Consider the following 16,389-nt stretch of genomic DNA (forward strand, 5'->3'; position numbering starts at 1 on the left):
TTTGTTATTCCCCCAGCTTTGCCCCGCGCGGGCAAGGCGGGGTAAGTGCAACCTTTTTTCAGGCGGGTATCGAGATAAGGCCGTCTGAAACGGAGCAGACATCATGAATAACCGCCGTTACGACCTATCCGACCTGAAAGCCGCCGCACATGGCCGCTGGCCTGAAATTCATGCCGCACTTGGTGTGCCTGCCGAGCTACTCAACACCCGTAAACACCAGCCCTGCCCCTATTGCGGCGGCAAAGACCGTTACCGCTATACCGACTATCAAGGCACGGGCGCATTTATCTGCAACCAATGCACCCCCGACGGCGGCAGCGGTTTTGACTTGCTTATGCTGGTGTTTGGTTACGACTTTGCCAACGCAGCCAACGAAACCGCCGCTTTATTGGGTTTTTCAGACGGCCAAGCAACGCAACATCAGCCCCGCGCCCCGTTACCGCCTGCCAAGCCTGCCGCCCAACCGAAAGACAAACAGGCCGCCTTGCTTGCCCTATGGCACGAAGCGCAGCCCATCAACAGCCAAGACCCCGCCGCGCAATATCTGCACGGGCGCGGCATACCTGATACCGCTTTTCAGACGGCCTTAAATATCCGCTATCACCCCGCATTACCCCTATGGGCAACCGACACCGACGGACAAACGGCCAAACCGCTGTTAATCGGTTATTTCCCCACCAAGACGGCCGCCAAAAAGGAAATTGCCGAGCGTAGGGAAAAGCGGCCTGATTTACTGTTTCTGATACTGGAAACCAACGCCGATCCGCGTGCGGCCGTGTATCAGAAGTTTGCCGACGCGCTGGAGCAGTAAGGCCGTCTGAAAAAACGCCAACCGAAAAGGAATGGAAATATGGCAAGACGACATCAAAGGGGCAAGCGCACAATCCGACCATATCGGCAGCTACCGGTAGAAGTAATCCGCGCCCCGCAATTTCGAGCATTGAGCGGCACCGCCGTAAAAGTGCTGTTGTATCTGTTATCGCAATATACAGGCAGTAACAACGGCAATTTACAGGCGGGTCAGACAGAAGCCGCCTCTGCTGAAATAGGCGTTTCCAGCAGAGCAGTAAAGGCAGCTATTAAAGAACTGAAAGATACAGGCTTCATCACAGTAAGCAGACAAGGCGGAAAGAACCGATGCAGCCTATACGCCCTAACCTTTTTTGCCGTTGACGATTGCGGGGGCATATTGGATATACCGGCCACCCACACGTTTACGGACGATTGGAAAAAGCCGTCTGAAAACGAGCTTGCGAGTTTCGCCAAAACAGTTTGAGATGTTAACATTTGCTAACAACACCAGCCCTTGCCGCTGGTGTTTTTTTATCCGTAATACGCTATTGGATTGTTTCAGACAATACAAAGTAGTAACATAGATACAAACACAAAAGAAAGGAGCGACATCATGGCAGCCATCATGACGAGCAGGGAATTTAACCAACACACGAGCCGCGCCATGCGTGAAGCAGACAATGCCCCGTTAACCATAACCAACAGGGGGAAGCCCGCATTGGTTTTATTGAGCTACGCCGAATATCAAAAGCTGGCAGGAAAGCCCCGAAATGCCCTAGAAGCATTAACGCCTTCCCCCGATCTATCGGCAGAATTGGAAAAAATAGATTTTGAAATACCGCCGCGCAGCAAAGCACAACGGCGGGAAGTGGATTTTGGGGAGTAACCGTGTATTTACTGGATACCAACATAATCAGTGAAACGCGCCGCCCAAATAGAGTGAACAGCGGAGTAAAAGCATGGCTGGAATCAACAGATGCCGCGATGCTTTACACCAGCGCAATAAACATCATGGAGCTTGAACGGGGCATATTACGCATGGAACGCAAAGACCAAGTACAAGGGCAGGTATTGCGGGCATGGCTTGAACAAACCGTGAAGCCCACGTTTGAAAACCGCATTTTGCCGATAGATGAAACCACCGCCGCCATTTGCGCCCGATTGCACACCCCAGACCCCGCACCCGAAAACGACGCGTGGATAGCAGCGGCGGCCATACAGCACCGCTTGATATTGGTAACACGCAATACCGCCGACTTTGCCCATACCGGCGCAAGGGTGTTTAATCCCTTTGATGCCGTCTGAAATATCGGCAGCCCGATTTAATCCCCCGAAGACCGTCTAAACAAGGGCGGTTTTTTATGCCCCTATTTTGCATTTACAGCGCGTTTCCCCTTTCAGACGTCCTTACCCCTTATCCAAGCAGATAACGCCCCGTACAGAGCAGATTTACCCCGTTGCAGACACGGAGCGGGGAATTTTTTGACCCGTAAAAAAGCACAAAGGGATACCGATACCGCTTATCCGAAAAAACGAGCCGATGATAATTTAATGACATATTGGAATATGTGAAGCAAACACATCAACAACCGCCAAATGCAGAATCAACATTGCTTAAAAAACAGGCGAAACACCAGCAGAAAATAGGGCAGATTGTTGACAATTTTTCCTATCTTCCAGTCGAAAACCATCCCTGCTTCGAGATGATTTTGCGGACAGATTGTCAACAATTTAGGGTCAATTCATTCAAAATTAATTAATTCTTGATGGGTACTTTTTGCAATAATAAGGGTACTTTTTACCCATCACCTGCTTAAAAATTAAGCAAAAAGGCGTTTTGATGGGTATTTTTTACCCAAGTCATGCCATTTTTACCCCCTTTTGATAGGTACTTTTTACCCACCTTTATAAATTACCATACGCAGTATGGTTCTGATGGCGCAGCCTTAGCTTTTCGATTTTCAGTTTTTTTCAAAAAAAATACAGCGAAAATGCACGGGGGCGAAAATCGCCGAAACTGAAAAATCCGAAAAAACGAAAAATCACAAAAACTTGAAAAACGGGCAAGCAGATTTTCAGACGGCCTGAAGACAGAAATACAGACAGGAAAACGGTCGGCCACAGCACAGGTTACCGCCTTGCAGACAACAGCATGAAGAAACAGGGGGAGAGAGCCGCCGCGCAGCGGGGGCAAAGGCATGGAGTTCCTAAGACGGCCAAACAGCCCACGGAGCCGGCAACCGTGCCATACAGACGGAGCGGAAACGGAAAGCCACCGTACCGATATTGCAGACGGGCAAGGCGGAGCGCACCCCTTGCAAAAGATGCGCCCCCTATCGGCAAAAACGCCGATACCCGCTATCGAATCTCTTACGTCCCTGCACCTGCAAATTCTGCACCTGCAAATTCTGCATTTTCAAAATCAATCCCATGTAAACGGCGGGGGCATTAAAATGTGAAGTAAACACATCAATTTAAATAAAGGCTGAAAATAAGCGCATAGATTAGATTTAATGGCTTTACTATGGATAGGTATTGCAAGGTGTTTGAAACGCAACCTGATGCGAAAATAGACGGCTTGCAGCGCATTTTGAAAATGGAGACGACGGCTCAACACCCAAATGGCAGATTTACCCCCGAAGCGAAGACAAACCGCGTCAACTCATTCAGACGGCCTAAAAACGTCTTTCCCGTCTTGCCCGATTCTGCCATTCAGGCAAAATCAAATATTTGCAAAACAACCCCACGGCAAAACACAAACAGGGGGAGCGGAACAAGGGAAACGGAATTTTCTGACATATTGGCCGCGTGAATTTTCTGACCCGTAAAAAGGCAGGCATTTTTGCCTTTTCGCAAACAACACCAGTCCCGCCGCAAAACGCTTTGACCTTTGCAAAATGTTGGTAAAATTGTTGGTAACTGAAAAATCAAATTTAAATAAATATAATATATTCAAAATATTAATTGAACGTTTCGATAGAGACCCTGCCAAAAGATTACAACCGCTTGAAAATGAAATTTCAAGCGGTTTTTTAATTTGCCATTCATTCTTACTGCAATAATCTAAAAATAAACAGAGCTGAAACAATCTGACAATATCATCACCCTTTTATCTCAGCCCTTACAATTAAAATTATGATTGCAGTCGTTTTCTGTTCACATACATTCAAAAGCGCGTAACTTACTTAAATCAAAGGGATTAGATGCAGTAGAGGTAGCAAACTCAACCACCACGTTTTTGCCCTGAATATTATATTCCACTACGGTAGTATTACCTGTTTGGCGCAAAATCTTACCCTTTTCAATCAGTTTAAACACCGACCATACACCGGTTTCACTGATACCTGCGCTATTGATTTCAGGAGATGCAATATCGATTTTAGCCAAAGCTCCTTCGTTTTTTGAAGGCCAAGTAAATGTTACCGGAGCAACCGGACCATGGCTGTAAACATAACTTTTGCCGTCATAAGAAATATTGGCACTTTCTACGCTAGGATCGAGAATCAATACTTTCACGGAAAAATCAAATGTGGGAGTTTCCGATCCTTTATCGAAATAAGCATGACGGATGGCTGTTACTTTATCTAATGTGGAAAAACGTTCTTTAAAGGTCTCACTTTTAGCCCTCACTGTTTCTAATTTATCCGACTTTGCCAATACGGCAGCCTGACCAGATAAATTATTGAAGTTACTATATATACCATTCGGCCCAAAAATATTGGAGAAACTTTCGAGTGCTACACTATTGGCTGACCCTGATTCAAAAGGATAACCTTGTTTACGCATATCTTGGCAGCTGTTGGTTAATGTTACAAGCTGTTTCTCTAAAGTAGAGATCAACTTTTCATCAACCACCTTATCGGTGTTTTTCAGAATAATGCCCGAAAAATTATCCAGCATCTCACGAAACGGCAGCGGCAAGCGATTTACCTCGGCTTTATATTTAACAAAAGAATCATCAGGCGGAAGATCCACACCTTTCTCGACTGCAACATTAATAGCAACCAAATAAACATAAAGCTCGTTAATAGCTTCTGTGATACCGTTAATGGCCGGTTCCTGGTTGTTGTCAGACACCGTCAATATATGAAAATCGGCAAAAGCATCATCCACCGGAGTGGAATGTTTCAAGGCTGCCAATTCATTTTTAACTTCATTTTCACCTTCCGTACCGAGTAGCTTGGAAAGCCCTGCCTTATTTAACCAATCTGCAACTTTACTACCTGCTTTAGCCGTCAACTGGTTATTAATGTTCAATGTTGTATTTTCGCTAATTCCTTTAATGATGTTCGCCAAAGGAGAGTTTTTTTCCGACAATAATTTGGCAATTTGAATGCTTTCGCGAGTCGATTTGGGTGTAACCAGTGATAAGTCGGCCACATAGCCTTTCCACGCACGGATATAGTTATCAAAATACAGTCTTTGGGCATCGGAGAGAACCGAAGCTTTACTTTGACTGAGCGAAGCATAATTCCCCAATACCCAATTATCTTCACTAAAAAACCGCTCAGCCGACTTGACCATGGTAGGCAGCACTTTTTTAATATATGTTTCTTTTATATAGATAAAATTAATCGGTTGTTTCAATGCACCGCCGCTTTTACGACGAAACAGTAAATGGCTTTGCACACCACCCATGCTTGAAAACGATACAGGCGTTATTCCTCCTATACCTTCACGCGACACAGAAGTGAGAGTGTCTTCCAGAACCATCGTTGCAATATCTCGCCGTGCAATTTCCTGCCTACGACGTTCCACCAATTCTTCATCATAAGGCACACTGGAAATGATACTTTGTTTAGAAAGGACTTGGCTCAAAGCCTGCTCAATGGATTTTTTTTGTTGTTCATCCATTCCGGCAGATTCTGCCTTAGACAGATTGGACATCAACCAATTCTGCATGAAAGCAGCATCGAAATGTTCTTTATTAAACATCATCAAGTATGCTTTCAAAGCGTTATAGCCATTGATGCCGTCTGAACCACTGGTAGTTCTCAGCAATTCGTCGAGCTTGTAGCTGATTAATGGCATCACATTGTCTTGGAGAATCCTACGGTACGCAGACTCGCCCACATCACCCATCTGTCCACCCTGATACAAACCCATTCTGTAACTGAACGGCGGAGAAGAAAGATCAGGAATATCTTCGCTTTTTGTGGTATCCCGTACTTGCTCTGCGAAAGCAACCGCTTTCAACAAATCAGGTGCTTCTGCAAAAGATTTAGTTTTTTGCTCCAGTTGAGTTGCTTTATCGGTAACTTGCGACAAATACGAGCTGTTGTTCGCATAACTGTTCAACATCAAGGTAATCCCGCCGATAACCGCTGCGGCAATAACTGCCACCCCCAACCAATACAGCATTTGGTTACGGAAAAACCAAGATTTATTCTCTCCGGCTAAATTGGCCTCACTGAGAATAACATCCGAAAACAACCTGTGTAGGAAAAAGCTGTAATCCGTATTTGCGGGGCTGGTGCGCTCTGAATCAAGGTATTTTTTCGACAGCTGAAATTCACCTTGCAAACTTTCCAAGGCCGGATTGAAAAGCTCTCCGGTCTGGGTTGCGCTAGAGAAATATACACCACGCCAAACAATGGGCTGCTCGAATTTGGAAGACTTCGACAATTCTTTCAGCAGAGAAAGTACGGCCTGATTCAGGCGTTCAAACTCTTCCGGAAATGCAAATGCCGCGGCTTTATCTTCCGGGGATTCCAGATTATTAATCGTTCCCAACATGGAAGAACGCAATTTATCTTGAATCTGCACCAGCAAATTAGAGGCAGCCGCAAGCGGTGTTTCCAAACTCTCGTTGGCAGATAATGAAATACCGAAATATTGGCTGCGCTGCTCTTCGGTAAGATGTGCGAAAAACTTATCGAACCCATGCAGCAAATCGAGCTTGGTTATCATCAGATACACAGGGAAATGAATGCCTAATTTATTGTGCATTTCATGGATACGTTTACGCAATTCCACCGACATCTCGGCAATATTGGTTTTACCGCCCAGCAAATCATCTACGCCAACGGTAACCAACACGCCATTAATCGGCTGTTTGGGACGGTAACGTTTCAACAGCGATACGAATTCTTCCCAGTCTTCGGAATCTTTTTCGCTATGGTTGTCATGCACCGACAAACGGCCGGCCGTATCCAGCAACACGATTTCATCCGATAAAAACCAATCGCAATCACGCGTACCGGCCAAACCGCTTACAGAAGTGCCCAATGTACTTTCCAGCGGGAAATTCAATCCAGAATGTTTCAACGCGGTGGTTTTACCCGAGCCGGCGGCCCCCAAAACAACATACCAAGGCATTTGATACAGATATTGGCCTTCTTCCAGTCTGGCCAGCAGGCTGTTTTTAGATTTCGAAAACTTAGCGTTTTTCAATACCTTATCCATCTCCGCAAACTGACGGCTCATGGAGCTGATATCCGTTGCACTTTTTAAGATGGGTTCTTGTGCCGCGCGAATTTCTTTTAACAAGGCAGCATTGCGGCGCGATTCCCGGTATTGCCGGAATATACCCTTAGCCAACCAAATTGCCACGATTGCCGCGCATACCGCCAAGCGGATACTTTTACTCGCCAACGGGCGAATATCTCCGACAGAAACCAACGGGCCGATAAACCATACCAAGATAATCAAACCGGCTATACCCAACATCACCCATAAAGAGCGGGATCCTAGAAAATAAAGAAGTTTTTTCATGCTCGTTTTTCCGTATCAATCCAATTTCAGATTACTTGTCCTCAGGTAGATCATTGCGCAACGGGTGATGCCGATTCAGCCTGCACCTCCACACTGCTGCCTAATCTAGGGCCGGTACCGGTAGTAAATAATGTAATCTCAACCCTTCGGTTTTTAGCTCTGTTTTCCGGAGAATCATTCGGTGCCACCGGATCTGTGGAGCCACGGCCTTCCGAACGAATACGGTTGTTTCCGTTTTGTACGTAAGTCAACAGAATTTCTTTAACCGCATCTGCCCTTCCTTGTGATAAATGCCAGTTAGATGGGAAATTCAGACTCTGTATCGGTTTGTTGTCAGTAAATCCGGTAACAACCACTTGCCCGTCAACACTGTTCAACGCCTGCCCTACTGCCGCCAAAACCGGATAGTACTGGTCTTGGATATAGGCAGAACCGGATTCAAATAAGCCATCACCCAAAATAGTTACCGTACTGCGGTCGGGAGCATCGGCAACAGAAACCAATTTCCTGGCAATTTCATTTTCCAGCAACGGACGCAAACGAACGGTGTTTTTCACTTCTCTTTGCTTAGGTGCAACCATAGGCAACTTGAGGCTGTTTACTTTCGTGCTTGCCGTATCGAAGTCGTCTCCAAGAGACCACTGCATCGCAAAATAAGCAATGCCTAACACTACCGCACCTAAAACTCCTACCACCCATAACGGAATAGTCAATCTACGCCGTTGCCTTTGTACGGTATTTTTAACTACTGGGTCATGACCGAACAGATTAGCTGTTTGGTCAGGACGGCGGGCATGAATGATCGCCAGTAAATCTCTTTTGATTTTGTCCACTTCCAGCTCACCGCTGGCCAAGACTTGATATTTACCTTTGTAGCCGAATTGCAAGCACAGATACATAAATTCAATCAAATCAATATTTTTATCCGGATCTTGCTTTAGATTTTGAATAATTTCGAAGAAACGCTCACCGCCCCACGTTTCATCATAAAAAGACACCAGCAAGCTGTTTTTAGACCAACTCTCATCGGCCCAGCCTGCACGCACGGCCAACTCGTCCACAAACGTGCACAAACAATATTTTGCCGCCTGTATTGCGTCATATTTAGCACCGTTTTTTTCAGCGTCTTCTTCAAAGCGGTTAATCAACAAAGAAAATTTGTTGATCAGACTATCTGTAGGCAACTGACTGGTTGTTTGCCTCATAGCATTGACCAAAATGAAAACAGGCTTCGCCGCTTCAATCAATGGGTTGTAAATATTTACATTTCCATAAGCAGCATAATTCTGGTTATTCATACACAGTTCCAAATCAAATTAATTAGCTCAAAGATTTAATCGCCCAAAATTCAACGTCCAAATTCGGGAAATTCCCTGCCAGATGGAAGGCCATTCCTGAAGAAGTATCGAACATATCCCACAGTTCGTTCTTCTTATCCAGCTCGAAGTAGACATAACCGCTGTGATATGGCAGTTCCCGCGGCGCAACCGACAAGGCATGCACTCTGATACCGGGCAAATGGTAGGCCACCAATTCTTTCACTTTTTCTACCGTGCCAATCTTCACCACGCTGGGAATCTTCTGGCGCAGTGCTTCATTCGGCATATCGGCTTTAACGGCCAAAATAAACGAGGCTTTATCCAGCAAAGTCTGATCCGGCGTTTGTGCGACGTGCGTCGCTTCATCGCGCATATCCAGCGGAATTCTGATGGCACGCTGCTCAAGCACAATGGAAAGAGATTTGCGCAGATGGAAAAACAACTTGCCGAAACAGGAAGCCAAATCGTTATGCATATAAACCGGAAGCCCACCTACTTTTCTGGCTGGCAAGAATGTCATCAAATCCGCACAAAGTTTGGATAAATTTACAAACAGCTGCTCGGGATGGGTTTGGCGTGCACCTTCCTGCTCATGCCCTAAATAAGCCAAATACCGGTTAATTGTTTGAAGCATCATGAAATCCATTACTTCAACCGACCCGCCGGTATTCGGATCATTCACCGCATTGGCCAAGCTATTGCTCTTCTGCATCAGCAATCCGTATATTTCGGAAATATAAGCTTTCAAATGCTGTTGCTTTTGACTACCTAAAAATGGTGGGATATAAGTTTCGTCCAGCACCACCTCAAAATCAGCCGAACAAGAATCAATCAATGCTATGGGCAATGCAGTTTGCCCGCTGGTTACATCGCTTTCCAACACAAGCATCGGATTGAGTTCGGCCAATGTCAACTGACGGGTATCCAGTTCGGTATTGGTTGTATCGACCAATGCTTTGTCAAATGCCTTATATCGGAAAGAACCGGCAAACCCTTCTTCCGGAAAACCGATTTCATTATTCACTGATGAAGGCAGCGTAACCGCCAAACACAGTTTGGTATCTTTAACATTGGCAGGCACTTTGAAGCTTAAGCTTTCCAATTGCTTTTCAGACAACATAAAAACCGAGCCGTCAGGGAATACTCCTTCGGCTTCACGCACACCGATAACGCCTCGCTTCAATCCGCCGGTATCAAGTACCAATGAAGAAAATCCCCAAAAATATCCTTCCCGCGATAATGCCAATTGCCGCAGACCGGATTCAATATAACGCTCAAATTGCTGGAAATGCTGAGGGGTAATGAATATACCTTCCGACCAGACTACTTTTGCTTCGATTGCCATGTTTTCAACCCAAATAAATTATCGTTATACGTGTGCAGATTATTTATCTTCGCGGAAAATACCTTTGCTCAAATCATTGGCTTCCTTACGCGCTTTGCCGCTTTCCCGAATATTTTTCTGTTCGGGATGCCGCTCTTTATATTCTTTCAACATTTCCCTCATTTCTTGTTTGGAAAGTTGGCTGACGGTATTTTTACCGATATTCAGATATAGATATTGTCTGCCGAACTGATACCAGCGTTTGTCTTGCTTCAACAGCATCAACCGCCATTGGCTTTCATTCAAATCGCGATAGCTGACAACCACACCGAAGTATTTCAAATGCGAATCGACTTTTACCGGAAATACCTTAACCGTATCGGGATGCAGCATATATTGATTATGCTGAATCAGTTTATCGCCTAATTTTTCTTTGGTTTCGTTGATGAGATCGAAATAATTGGACTGTTTGAATTCACCGTCGGAAGTGAGCTGGTATAAATCCAAACGAACAGGAGAGGGTCGACCGACCATATCGGGGTTAACATCGGGTGCAACGATTATTTGAACATTGACTTTTTCGCCGCTTTCATCCGATTCTTTCGGCGGCTTGTGATCAGAAGCACAAGCACCCAGCATTAAAAAAGAGATTAAAATCAATATCTGCGATATCAAATTCTTTTGCATATTCATTCCCGTGCTTTCTTTAAAGCATCATGTTTTAAACAACCGAATCATGGCCAATGCTTGATAACAATTTCTTACAATTCTAGCATTTGGAAAAAAAATGTAAACCAGCAAACGAGCCTTAAAACAATAATTCTTCAATTACGCAGTAATGGCTGATATAAACCTTAGATAATAAGAACAATAAACAATAAAAATGTTCCTTACTTTTGTTTAAGCATTCTTTTCTATCTCGTAACACTAGGATTAATCAACAACTAATAGTAGCCGTTATCCAGACAAGGAAGTATTTTCACTTTTTACCATCCGCCTCCACAATTATTCTGTATTCTTAAATTGAAACAGGCCGTCTGAAAAGTATTTTTTCAGACGGCCTGTTTCAATTTAATCCGCTATCCGCCCGTCAACGCCATAACTCGGATAATTTTTTTCGGCTTTTCTACAAACTCATGTTTTTCCGGCTTTCGCATAATCGCACTACGAACCGTATCTTCCAACTCATCATCACTGCATCCATTACGCAACATCGGACGCAAAGCCACTTTATCTTCCTGTCCCAAACACAGATGGATATTGCCTGTGGCGGAAAGGCGCACACGGTTGCAGGTGGCGCAGAAATGCTGGCTCATCGGCGTAATCAAGCCAAGCGTAAAGCCGCCGTCGGCACTCTGCCAATAACGTGCAGGTCCTCCGCCGATTTTGCCTTCAAACGGCGTTAAATCAAACTTCTGCTGCAATTCCGCCAATACCGGCTGCAAGCTGACTTTGGCATGTGCCTGCCCGGTTTCTCCCATCGGCATGGCTTCAATCAGGTTGAGAATAAAGCCGTTTTCGATACAGAAAGCTACCATGTCGTCTAAATCCGCATCATTAATCCCCTTAAGCGGGACCATATTGATTTTGATGCGTTCGAAACCGGCTTCTTTGGCGGTTCGGATGCCGTCCAATACCTGCGGTAGGCAATCGGTACCGGTAATATCTTTCACACAATCGTTGCGCAGGCTGTCCAAACTGATATTCAAACGACGTACACCGGCTTCACGCAATTCGCAGGCGTGTTTGTGCAGTTGCGTACCGTTGGTAGTCAACGAAATATCTTCGACACCGGGCTGGCGGTTGATCTCAGCGGCCAAATCAGCCAACCCTTTGCGCAACAGCGGCTCGCCGCCGGTAAGCCGGAAACGCTTGGTACCCAACCGTGCGAATGCGGCAGCCACACGGGCAAGCTCTTCAATGGTCAACCAGTCTTGGGGAATGGCAAAACCTTTGAAGCCTTTGGGCAAACAGTAAGTACAACGCAAATCGCAACGGTCGGTTACGGAAATACGTAAATAATCAATATTGCGGCCGAATGCGTCGGTAAGCATGGCAATACCTGTAATAATGTGTTGTGTTTGATGGTGATTGTATGCTGCCCTGCCCGCTTTGTTGATGCTGCATTGTGGCTAGGGGCTAGTTATTTCGGAGAATATACAGGTCGTCTGAACGTATTACAAAGGCCGTCTGAAAAGTTTCAGACGGCCTTTCCGGTTGCGTGATTACACACCCAGCAGAGGAATCAGTATCGGCACCAACGCGGCGGTCAGCACGCCGTTGAAAATCAACCCTAAGCTGGCATACGCGGCGAGCTTGCGGCTGCGTTCCAGCGAAGCGGCAATACCCATCGCGTGAGATGCCGCACCCATCGACATGCCTTGCGACGTAGGCATGCGCACCGTGCTCATATTCATCAGGCGAAAGCCGATCATCTGCCCCATCATCCCTGCCAAAATCACCGTTGCGGCGGTAATAGCCGGAATACCGCCGATGGTACGGGTAATTTCAATCGCAATCGGATTGGTAACGGATTTTGCCGCCAACGACAACACCACATCCCGCCCGGCTCCCATCCACTTGGCAATATATACGCCGGTAATGATGCCGGTAATGCTGCCTGCTGCCTGCGATATTACAATCGGCAACCACTGGCTGCTGATTTTTTTCCAATTGAGATACAACGGTACGGCAAGCGATACCACGGCCGGCTTCAGCCAAAAGTCGATAAACTGCCCGGCTTCATGATAAGTGGCATAGTCGATATCGAATGTTTTCAGATAAAGAATCACCGCAATCGTACTCAACACTACCGGATTGCAAAAAAAACTGCCTGTCCGTGCCCGCAACACATTGGCAATCCAATAAACGGTTACGGTAATGAACAACAGCAATACAGGATGGGCGAACATTTCCATTACCACAGCCTCCTCATCCATTCATGCACCTTTCCGGTAACAAACATCACCAAAAAAGTGCTGACTACCGTAGCGGTAACGATAGAAAGCAAATCGCGCCCCACCAAATCAAGATAGCTCATCACGGCTACGCACGGTGGCACGAGAAACAGGGAAAGATTCCCCATCAGCACATCCACCAACTGCTGTAACCACGACGTTTTCACCCACCCCGCATGCAGTGCGGCAAACAGCAGCCCCATGCCGACAATACTGCCGGGCAATTTGATGCCCGTGAAATAAACCACGCCCTCGCCCAATGCCAAGAAGCCAAAAATAATACTCAACGGCCTGATCATATGTGTGTTTTCTCCTTCTCCGCCGATAACGTGCCGTCTGAAAAAACCTTTACAGAAGGCCGTCTGAAACCAGCCTTCCGTCTTCCAAACCGCCTGCCATCTTGTTTTATTAAGTTGTTAATCTGTGTAAATCATAACGCCGTAGAGGCCGTCTGAAAAGACGAAACCGCTGCGATGTCCAAAAGAAAAACGGAATCTGGTTAAGATTCCGTCTACATCGCAACAATATGCTTCTCTGTTTCAACTTTGCTTATAAGGATTTTCCACACCGTCTACCAAGCGGTGCAGATATTCGCGCAACTGTGCTTCGCCGCAGCCCATCAACAACGCATCTTCAAAAGCATCCTGTGCCGTCTGAAAAAGCTCGGTCATATTTTCCGTCATCACTTTTATTTTTTCGGTACACGATACGATTTCACCGTTATCTCCATACCACTTCGGCATTTCGGGCATACTCATATCAGCTCACCTAGTTCAAAAAACGCGAAGGATCGTTTTTCTTTACCCGCCGCGCCGTAGCGTATTTTGAGTTCCAATATTTATTGGAAAGGCTGGTAATTTCGATACGTTTGCCCGAGCGCGGCGCATGGATAAAACGATTGTTGCCGATATACAGCCCCACATGGGAAATACGCCCGCGCCCCAAAGTGCGGAAAAACACCATGTCTCCGGGTTGCAAATCACTGCGGCTTACCGCAACCCCCATTTTCGCCTGCTCCGCCGAAGTTCGCGGCAAACTGATCTGCATGCTGCGGCTGAAAATATGCTGCATGAAACCGCTGCAATCAAAGCCCGTGCGGGCAGAAGAACCGCCGTAACGGTAAGCCACGCCAAGCAATCCCATTGCACTGCGGATTAAATCATCGGCATTGTGGCCGCCGGATGATTGGGGACGCCGGCTGTAATCATCGGCTTGCAATGTCTGCCCCGACTGAAGGCGGATTAAATTTTCCAACTCGTCGGCCTGCAGATTCCTCGCGCCGGGCAACATCAAACAGGCTGCTGTAAAAACGGTAAAACACCATCGCTTAAAATGAATCGTCATCTAATTTTTCCGTAAACTGCTTTTCAGACGGCTTTTTGTCATTTGTTACCGCCCTTTATGTTATGCTCTCTGCTCCAATCAGCCGCTAAGATACAGCAAAAGCCATGATGATTCCAACTTTACTTGCTATGCGTGATTTCTCACGAATGCGTGAAATCATTGCCATCCTGACCAAATACGGTTTGGGCGAGTTTGTGCAGCGCATCAAGCTGTCTTACCAAAACAGCAACGAAGATGAATCCGCACCTGAAAGCCGCTATATGAGCACCCCGCGCCGCTTCCGCATGGCATTTGAAGAATTGGGGCCTACTTTTGTCAAACTCGGACAGGTATTGTCTACCCGCGTCGATATTTTCAACGCCGAATGGATTGAAGAATTCGAACGGCTGCAAAGCGACGTAGCGCCGATTCCCACCACCGATATTCACGCCCTGATCAAATCCCACCTTAACCGCCCCGTTGCCAGCGTATTCAAACACATAGGCTCCCAACCCATAGGCAGCGCATCGATTGCGCAAGTACACCGTGCCGAGCTTATCAACGGGGAAATCGTAGCCGTTAAAATCAAACGCCCCGACATCGAACCGACCATACAGGCCGACTTGCGTATTTTAACCCATCTGGCCAATCTGATTGAATCAGAAATACCCGAAGCGCGCCGCTACCGGCCGGTACAGATGGTGCAGTATTTTTCGCGCAGCTTGGCAAAAGAAACCGACTTATCGGTAGAGCTGCGCTATATGCAGCGGTTTGAAACCACGTTTCAAAACCACCCGTTTATCCATATTCCCAAAGTTTATCAAGAATATTCCAACCGCCACATTCTCGTGCAGGAATACGTTTCCGACACTTTGTTGAAAGACATGCCGTCTGAAACGCTTGATGCCGCCACCCGCCGTACACTCGCCGGCCGCATTACCGACACCCTCTTTATCATGATACTCAAACAGGGTTTTTTTCATGCCGACCCGCATCCAGGCAATATTTTCCTTAACAGAGACGGCCGCATCACCCTGATTGATTTCGGCTTGGTCGGCCACCTCAGCAGCACCCGCCGCCGCGAAATCATCGACCTCATCAACGCCCTCACCCACCGCGACCAATTCACCATGCAATATGTGTTGATCAACTGGGCGCAAGGCGAGCTGCCCGATGAAAACCTGCTCGGTGCCGACGTTTTGGAAATGCTGCTCAACTACGAACACACGCCCATACGCGATTTACGCATCAGCCAAGTGATCAACGACATCACCCAAATCATGCGCCGCCACGGGCTGACCCTGCCCGGCGACTTGGTGATGCTGTTCAAAACCCTGATTACCCTCGAAGGCGTAGTCAAACGGCTCGACGGCAGCACCGAACTGCTGGAACAGGCCAAGCCGATTGTGGCGGAAGTGTTCGGCGAACGCGCGTCGCCCGAACACATACTGCGTAAAAGCAAAATGCACGCGCAAACCATCGTGCAAGCGCTCGACGAATTGCCGCAAAACCTTTTCCGCCTCAGCCGCCGCCTGCAAAAAGGCCAAGTGGGGCTGAATATCGATTTCAAGCATTTCGACCAACTCAGCCACCAAATCGACCGCGCCACCAACCGCCTGACCATGGGCATTGTTACTGCCGCGCTGATTATCGGCTCGTCTATCGTGATGAGCATCGAAACCGGCCCCAAATTCATCGGCTTTATCGGCTACCTGCTGGCTTTTGCCAACAGCGTGTGGATTATTTGGTCGATTTGGCGGTCGGGCAAACATTAAAAAATACCTCACTGCCAACCTAACGGCCGTCTGAAAAGACCTCCTTTATCCGGCCCTCTCAACCGAGTCGTGCTGAGATACTTTCAAAAAGTTCGGCTAAAAACCTTTTAATCCTCAAAACTTGACTATAAGTCTGATTTGCAGTAATGTTTGCAGCCTGAATTTAAATACGCCGATTTGACACA

At 46.8% G+C, this 16,389-nt stretch carries 14 protein-coding genes; 5 read left to right on the top strand and 9 right to left on the bottom strand.

The window, feature by feature from the left end:
• Positions 1 to 103: 103 nt before the first annotated feature.
• From EL216_RS04535 to EL216_RS04550, 4 genes are all read left to right on the top strand, one after another.
• A complete protein-coding gene (locus EL216_RS04535; RefSeq protein ID WP_232005268.1) occupies positions 104 to 811 on the top strand; it encodes a primase-helicase zinc-binding domain-containing protein in 708 nt (235 codons plus the stop codon).
• Between the two features lie 39 nt (positions 812 to 850).
• Positions 851 to 1,276: a hypothetical protein gene (locus tag EL216_RS04540; RefSeq protein WP_085389389.1), complete on the top strand. Its 426-nt coding sequence runs from the start codon at positions 851 to 853 to the stop codon at positions 1,274 to 1,276.
• Positions 1,277 to 1,405: 129 nt separating this feature from the next.
• A complete protein-coding gene (locus EL216_RS04545) occupies positions 1,406 to 1,678 on the top strand; it encodes a type II toxin-antitoxin system prevent-host-death family antitoxin (protein WP_085389388.1) in 273 nt (90 codons plus the stop codon).
• 2 nt (positions 1,679 to 1,680) lie between these two features.
• Entirely contained in the window at positions 1,681 to 2,097 is a 417-nt protein-coding gene (locus tag EL216_RS04550; protein WP_085389387.1) for a type II toxin-antitoxin system VapC family toxin, read from the top strand.
• 1,851 nt (positions 2,098 to 3,948) lie between these two features.
• On the opposite strand, the gene tssM is transcribed toward EL216_RS04550, so the two are convergent.
• The 9 genes from tssM to EL216_RS04595 form a co-directional block, all read right to left on the bottom strand.
• Positions 3,949 to 7,506, bottom strand: coding sequence for a type VI secretion system membrane subunit TssM (gene tssM / locus EL216_RS04555; protein WP_085389384.1), 3,558 nt, complete (start codon positions 7,504 to 7,506; stop codon positions 3,949 to 3,951).
• A 50-nt stretch (positions 7,507 to 7,556) separates the two neighbouring features.
• Positions 7,557 to 8,804, bottom strand: a complete 1,248-nt coding sequence (gene tssL, locus EL216_RS04560) for a type VI secretion system protein TssL, long form (protein WP_085389383.1) — start codon at positions 8,802 to 8,804, stop codon at positions 7,557 to 7,559.
• Positions 8,805 to 8,826: 22 nt separating this feature from the next.
• Positions 8,827 to 10,170 (bottom strand): type VI secretion system baseplate subunit TssK, encoded by a 1,344-nt coding sequence (tssK, locus tag EL216_RS04565; protein WP_085389382.1) that lies wholly within the window; start codon positions 10,168 to 10,170, stop codon positions 8,827 to 8,829.
• A 39-nt stretch (positions 10,171 to 10,209) separates the two neighbouring features.
• Complete coding sequence (tssJ, locus tag EL216_RS04570) at positions 10,210 to 10,836, bottom strand: type VI secretion system lipoprotein TssJ (protein ID WP_085389587.1); 627 nt, start codon at positions 10,834 to 10,836, stop codon at positions 10,210 to 10,212.
• A gap of 392 nt (positions 10,837 to 11,228) precedes the next feature.
• Positions 11,229 to 12,203 (bottom strand): GTP 3',8-cyclase MoaA, encoded by a 975-nt coding sequence (gene moaA, locus EL216_RS04575; RefSeq protein WP_085389381.1) that lies wholly within the window; start codon positions 12,201 to 12,203, stop codon positions 11,229 to 11,231.
• Between the two features lie 171 nt (positions 12,204 to 12,374).
• Positions 12,375 to 13,067, bottom strand: coding sequence for an LrgB family protein (locus EL216_RS04580; protein WP_085389380.1), 693 nt, complete (start codon positions 13,065 to 13,067; stop codon positions 12,375 to 12,377).
• Positions 13,067 to 13,405 carry a CidA/LrgA family protein gene (locus tag EL216_RS04585; RefSeq protein WP_085389379.1) on the bottom strand — a complete coding sequence of 113 codons (339 nt, stop codon included), beginning with the start codon at positions 13,403 to 13,405 and terminating at the stop codon, positions 13,067 to 13,069. Before EL216_RS04585 ends, EL216_RS04580 begins: the two co-directional genes overlap by 1 nt.
• A 240-nt stretch (positions 13,406 to 13,645) precedes the next feature.
• Complete coding sequence (locus tag EL216_RS04590; protein WP_085389378.1) at positions 13,646 to 13,864, bottom strand: hypothetical protein; 219 nt, start codon at positions 13,862 to 13,864, stop codon at positions 13,646 to 13,648.
• A gap of 10 nt (positions 13,865 to 13,874) precedes the next feature.
• Positions 13,875 to 14,450: a C40 family peptidase gene (locus EL216_RS04595; protein WP_085389377.1), complete on the bottom strand. Its 576-nt coding sequence runs from the start codon at positions 14,448 to 14,450 to the stop codon at positions 13,875 to 13,877.
• A 104-nt stretch (positions 14,451 to 14,554) separates the two neighbouring features.
• Between EL216_RS04595 and EL216_RS04600 the strand changes: the two genes are divergently transcribed.
• A complete protein-coding gene (locus tag EL216_RS04600; RefSeq protein WP_085389376.1) occupies positions 14,555 to 16,204 on the top strand; it encodes an ABC1 kinase family protein in 1,650 nt (549 codons plus the stop codon).
• Positions 16,205 to 16,389: the final 185 nt, after the last annotated feature.

This window comes from Neisseria animaloris (genome assembly GCF_900637855.1).
GTDB classification, from domain to species: domain Bacteria; phylum Pseudomonadota; class Gammaproteobacteria; order Burkholderiales; family Neisseriaceae; genus Neisseria; species Neisseria animaloris.

Bases quoted from the DNA above. Each gene is read 5' to 3' on its own strand.
- EL216_RS04540 (WP_085389389.1), top strand. From the start codon at position 851: ATGGCAAGACGACATCAAAGGGGCAAGCGCACAATCCGACCATATCGG.
- EL216_RS04595 (WP_085389377.1), bottom strand. From the start codon at position 14,450: ATGACGATTCATTTTAAGCGATGGTGTTTTACCGTTTTTACAGCAGCC.
- EL216_RS04585 (WP_085389379.1), bottom strand. From the start codon at position 13,405: ATGATCAGGCCGTTGAGTATTATTTTTGGCTTCTTGGCATTGGGCGAG.
- EL216_RS04590 (WP_085389378.1), bottom strand. From the start codon at position 13,864: ATGAGTATGCCCGAAATGCCGAAGTGGTATGGAGATAACGGTGAAATC.
- EL216_RS04600 (WP_085389376.1), top strand. From the start codon at position 14,555: ATGATGATTCCAACTTTACTTGCTATGCGTGATTTCTCACGAATGCGT.
- tssL (WP_085389383.1), bottom strand. From the start codon at position 8,804: ATGAATAACCAGAATTATGCTGCTTATGGAAATGTAAATATTTACAAC.
- tssJ (WP_085389587.1), bottom strand. From the start codon at position 10,836: ATGCAAAAGAATTTGATATCGCAGATATTGATTTTAATCTCTTTTTTA.
- EL216_RS04545 (WP_085389388.1), top strand. From the start codon at position 1,406: ATGGCAGCCATCATGACGAGCAGGGAATTTAACCAACACACGAGCCGC.
- tssM (WP_085389384.1), bottom strand. From the start codon at position 7,506: ATGAAAAAACTTCTTTATTTTCTAGGATCCCGCTCTTTATGGGTGATG.
- moaA (WP_085389381.1), bottom strand. From the start codon at position 12,203: ATGCTTACCGACGCATTCGGCCGCAATATTGATTATTTACGTATTTCC.
- EL216_RS04580 (WP_085389380.1), bottom strand. From the start codon at position 13,067: ATGGAAATGTTCGCCCATCCTGTATTGCTGTTGTTCATTACCGTAACC.
- EL216_RS04535 (WP_232005268.1), top strand. From the start codon at position 104: ATGAATAACCGCCGTTACGACCTATCCGACCTGAAAGCCGCCGCACAT.
- tssK (WP_085389382.1), bottom strand. From the start codon at position 10,170: ATGGCAATCGAAGCAAAAGTAGTCTGGTCGGAAGGTATATTCATTACC.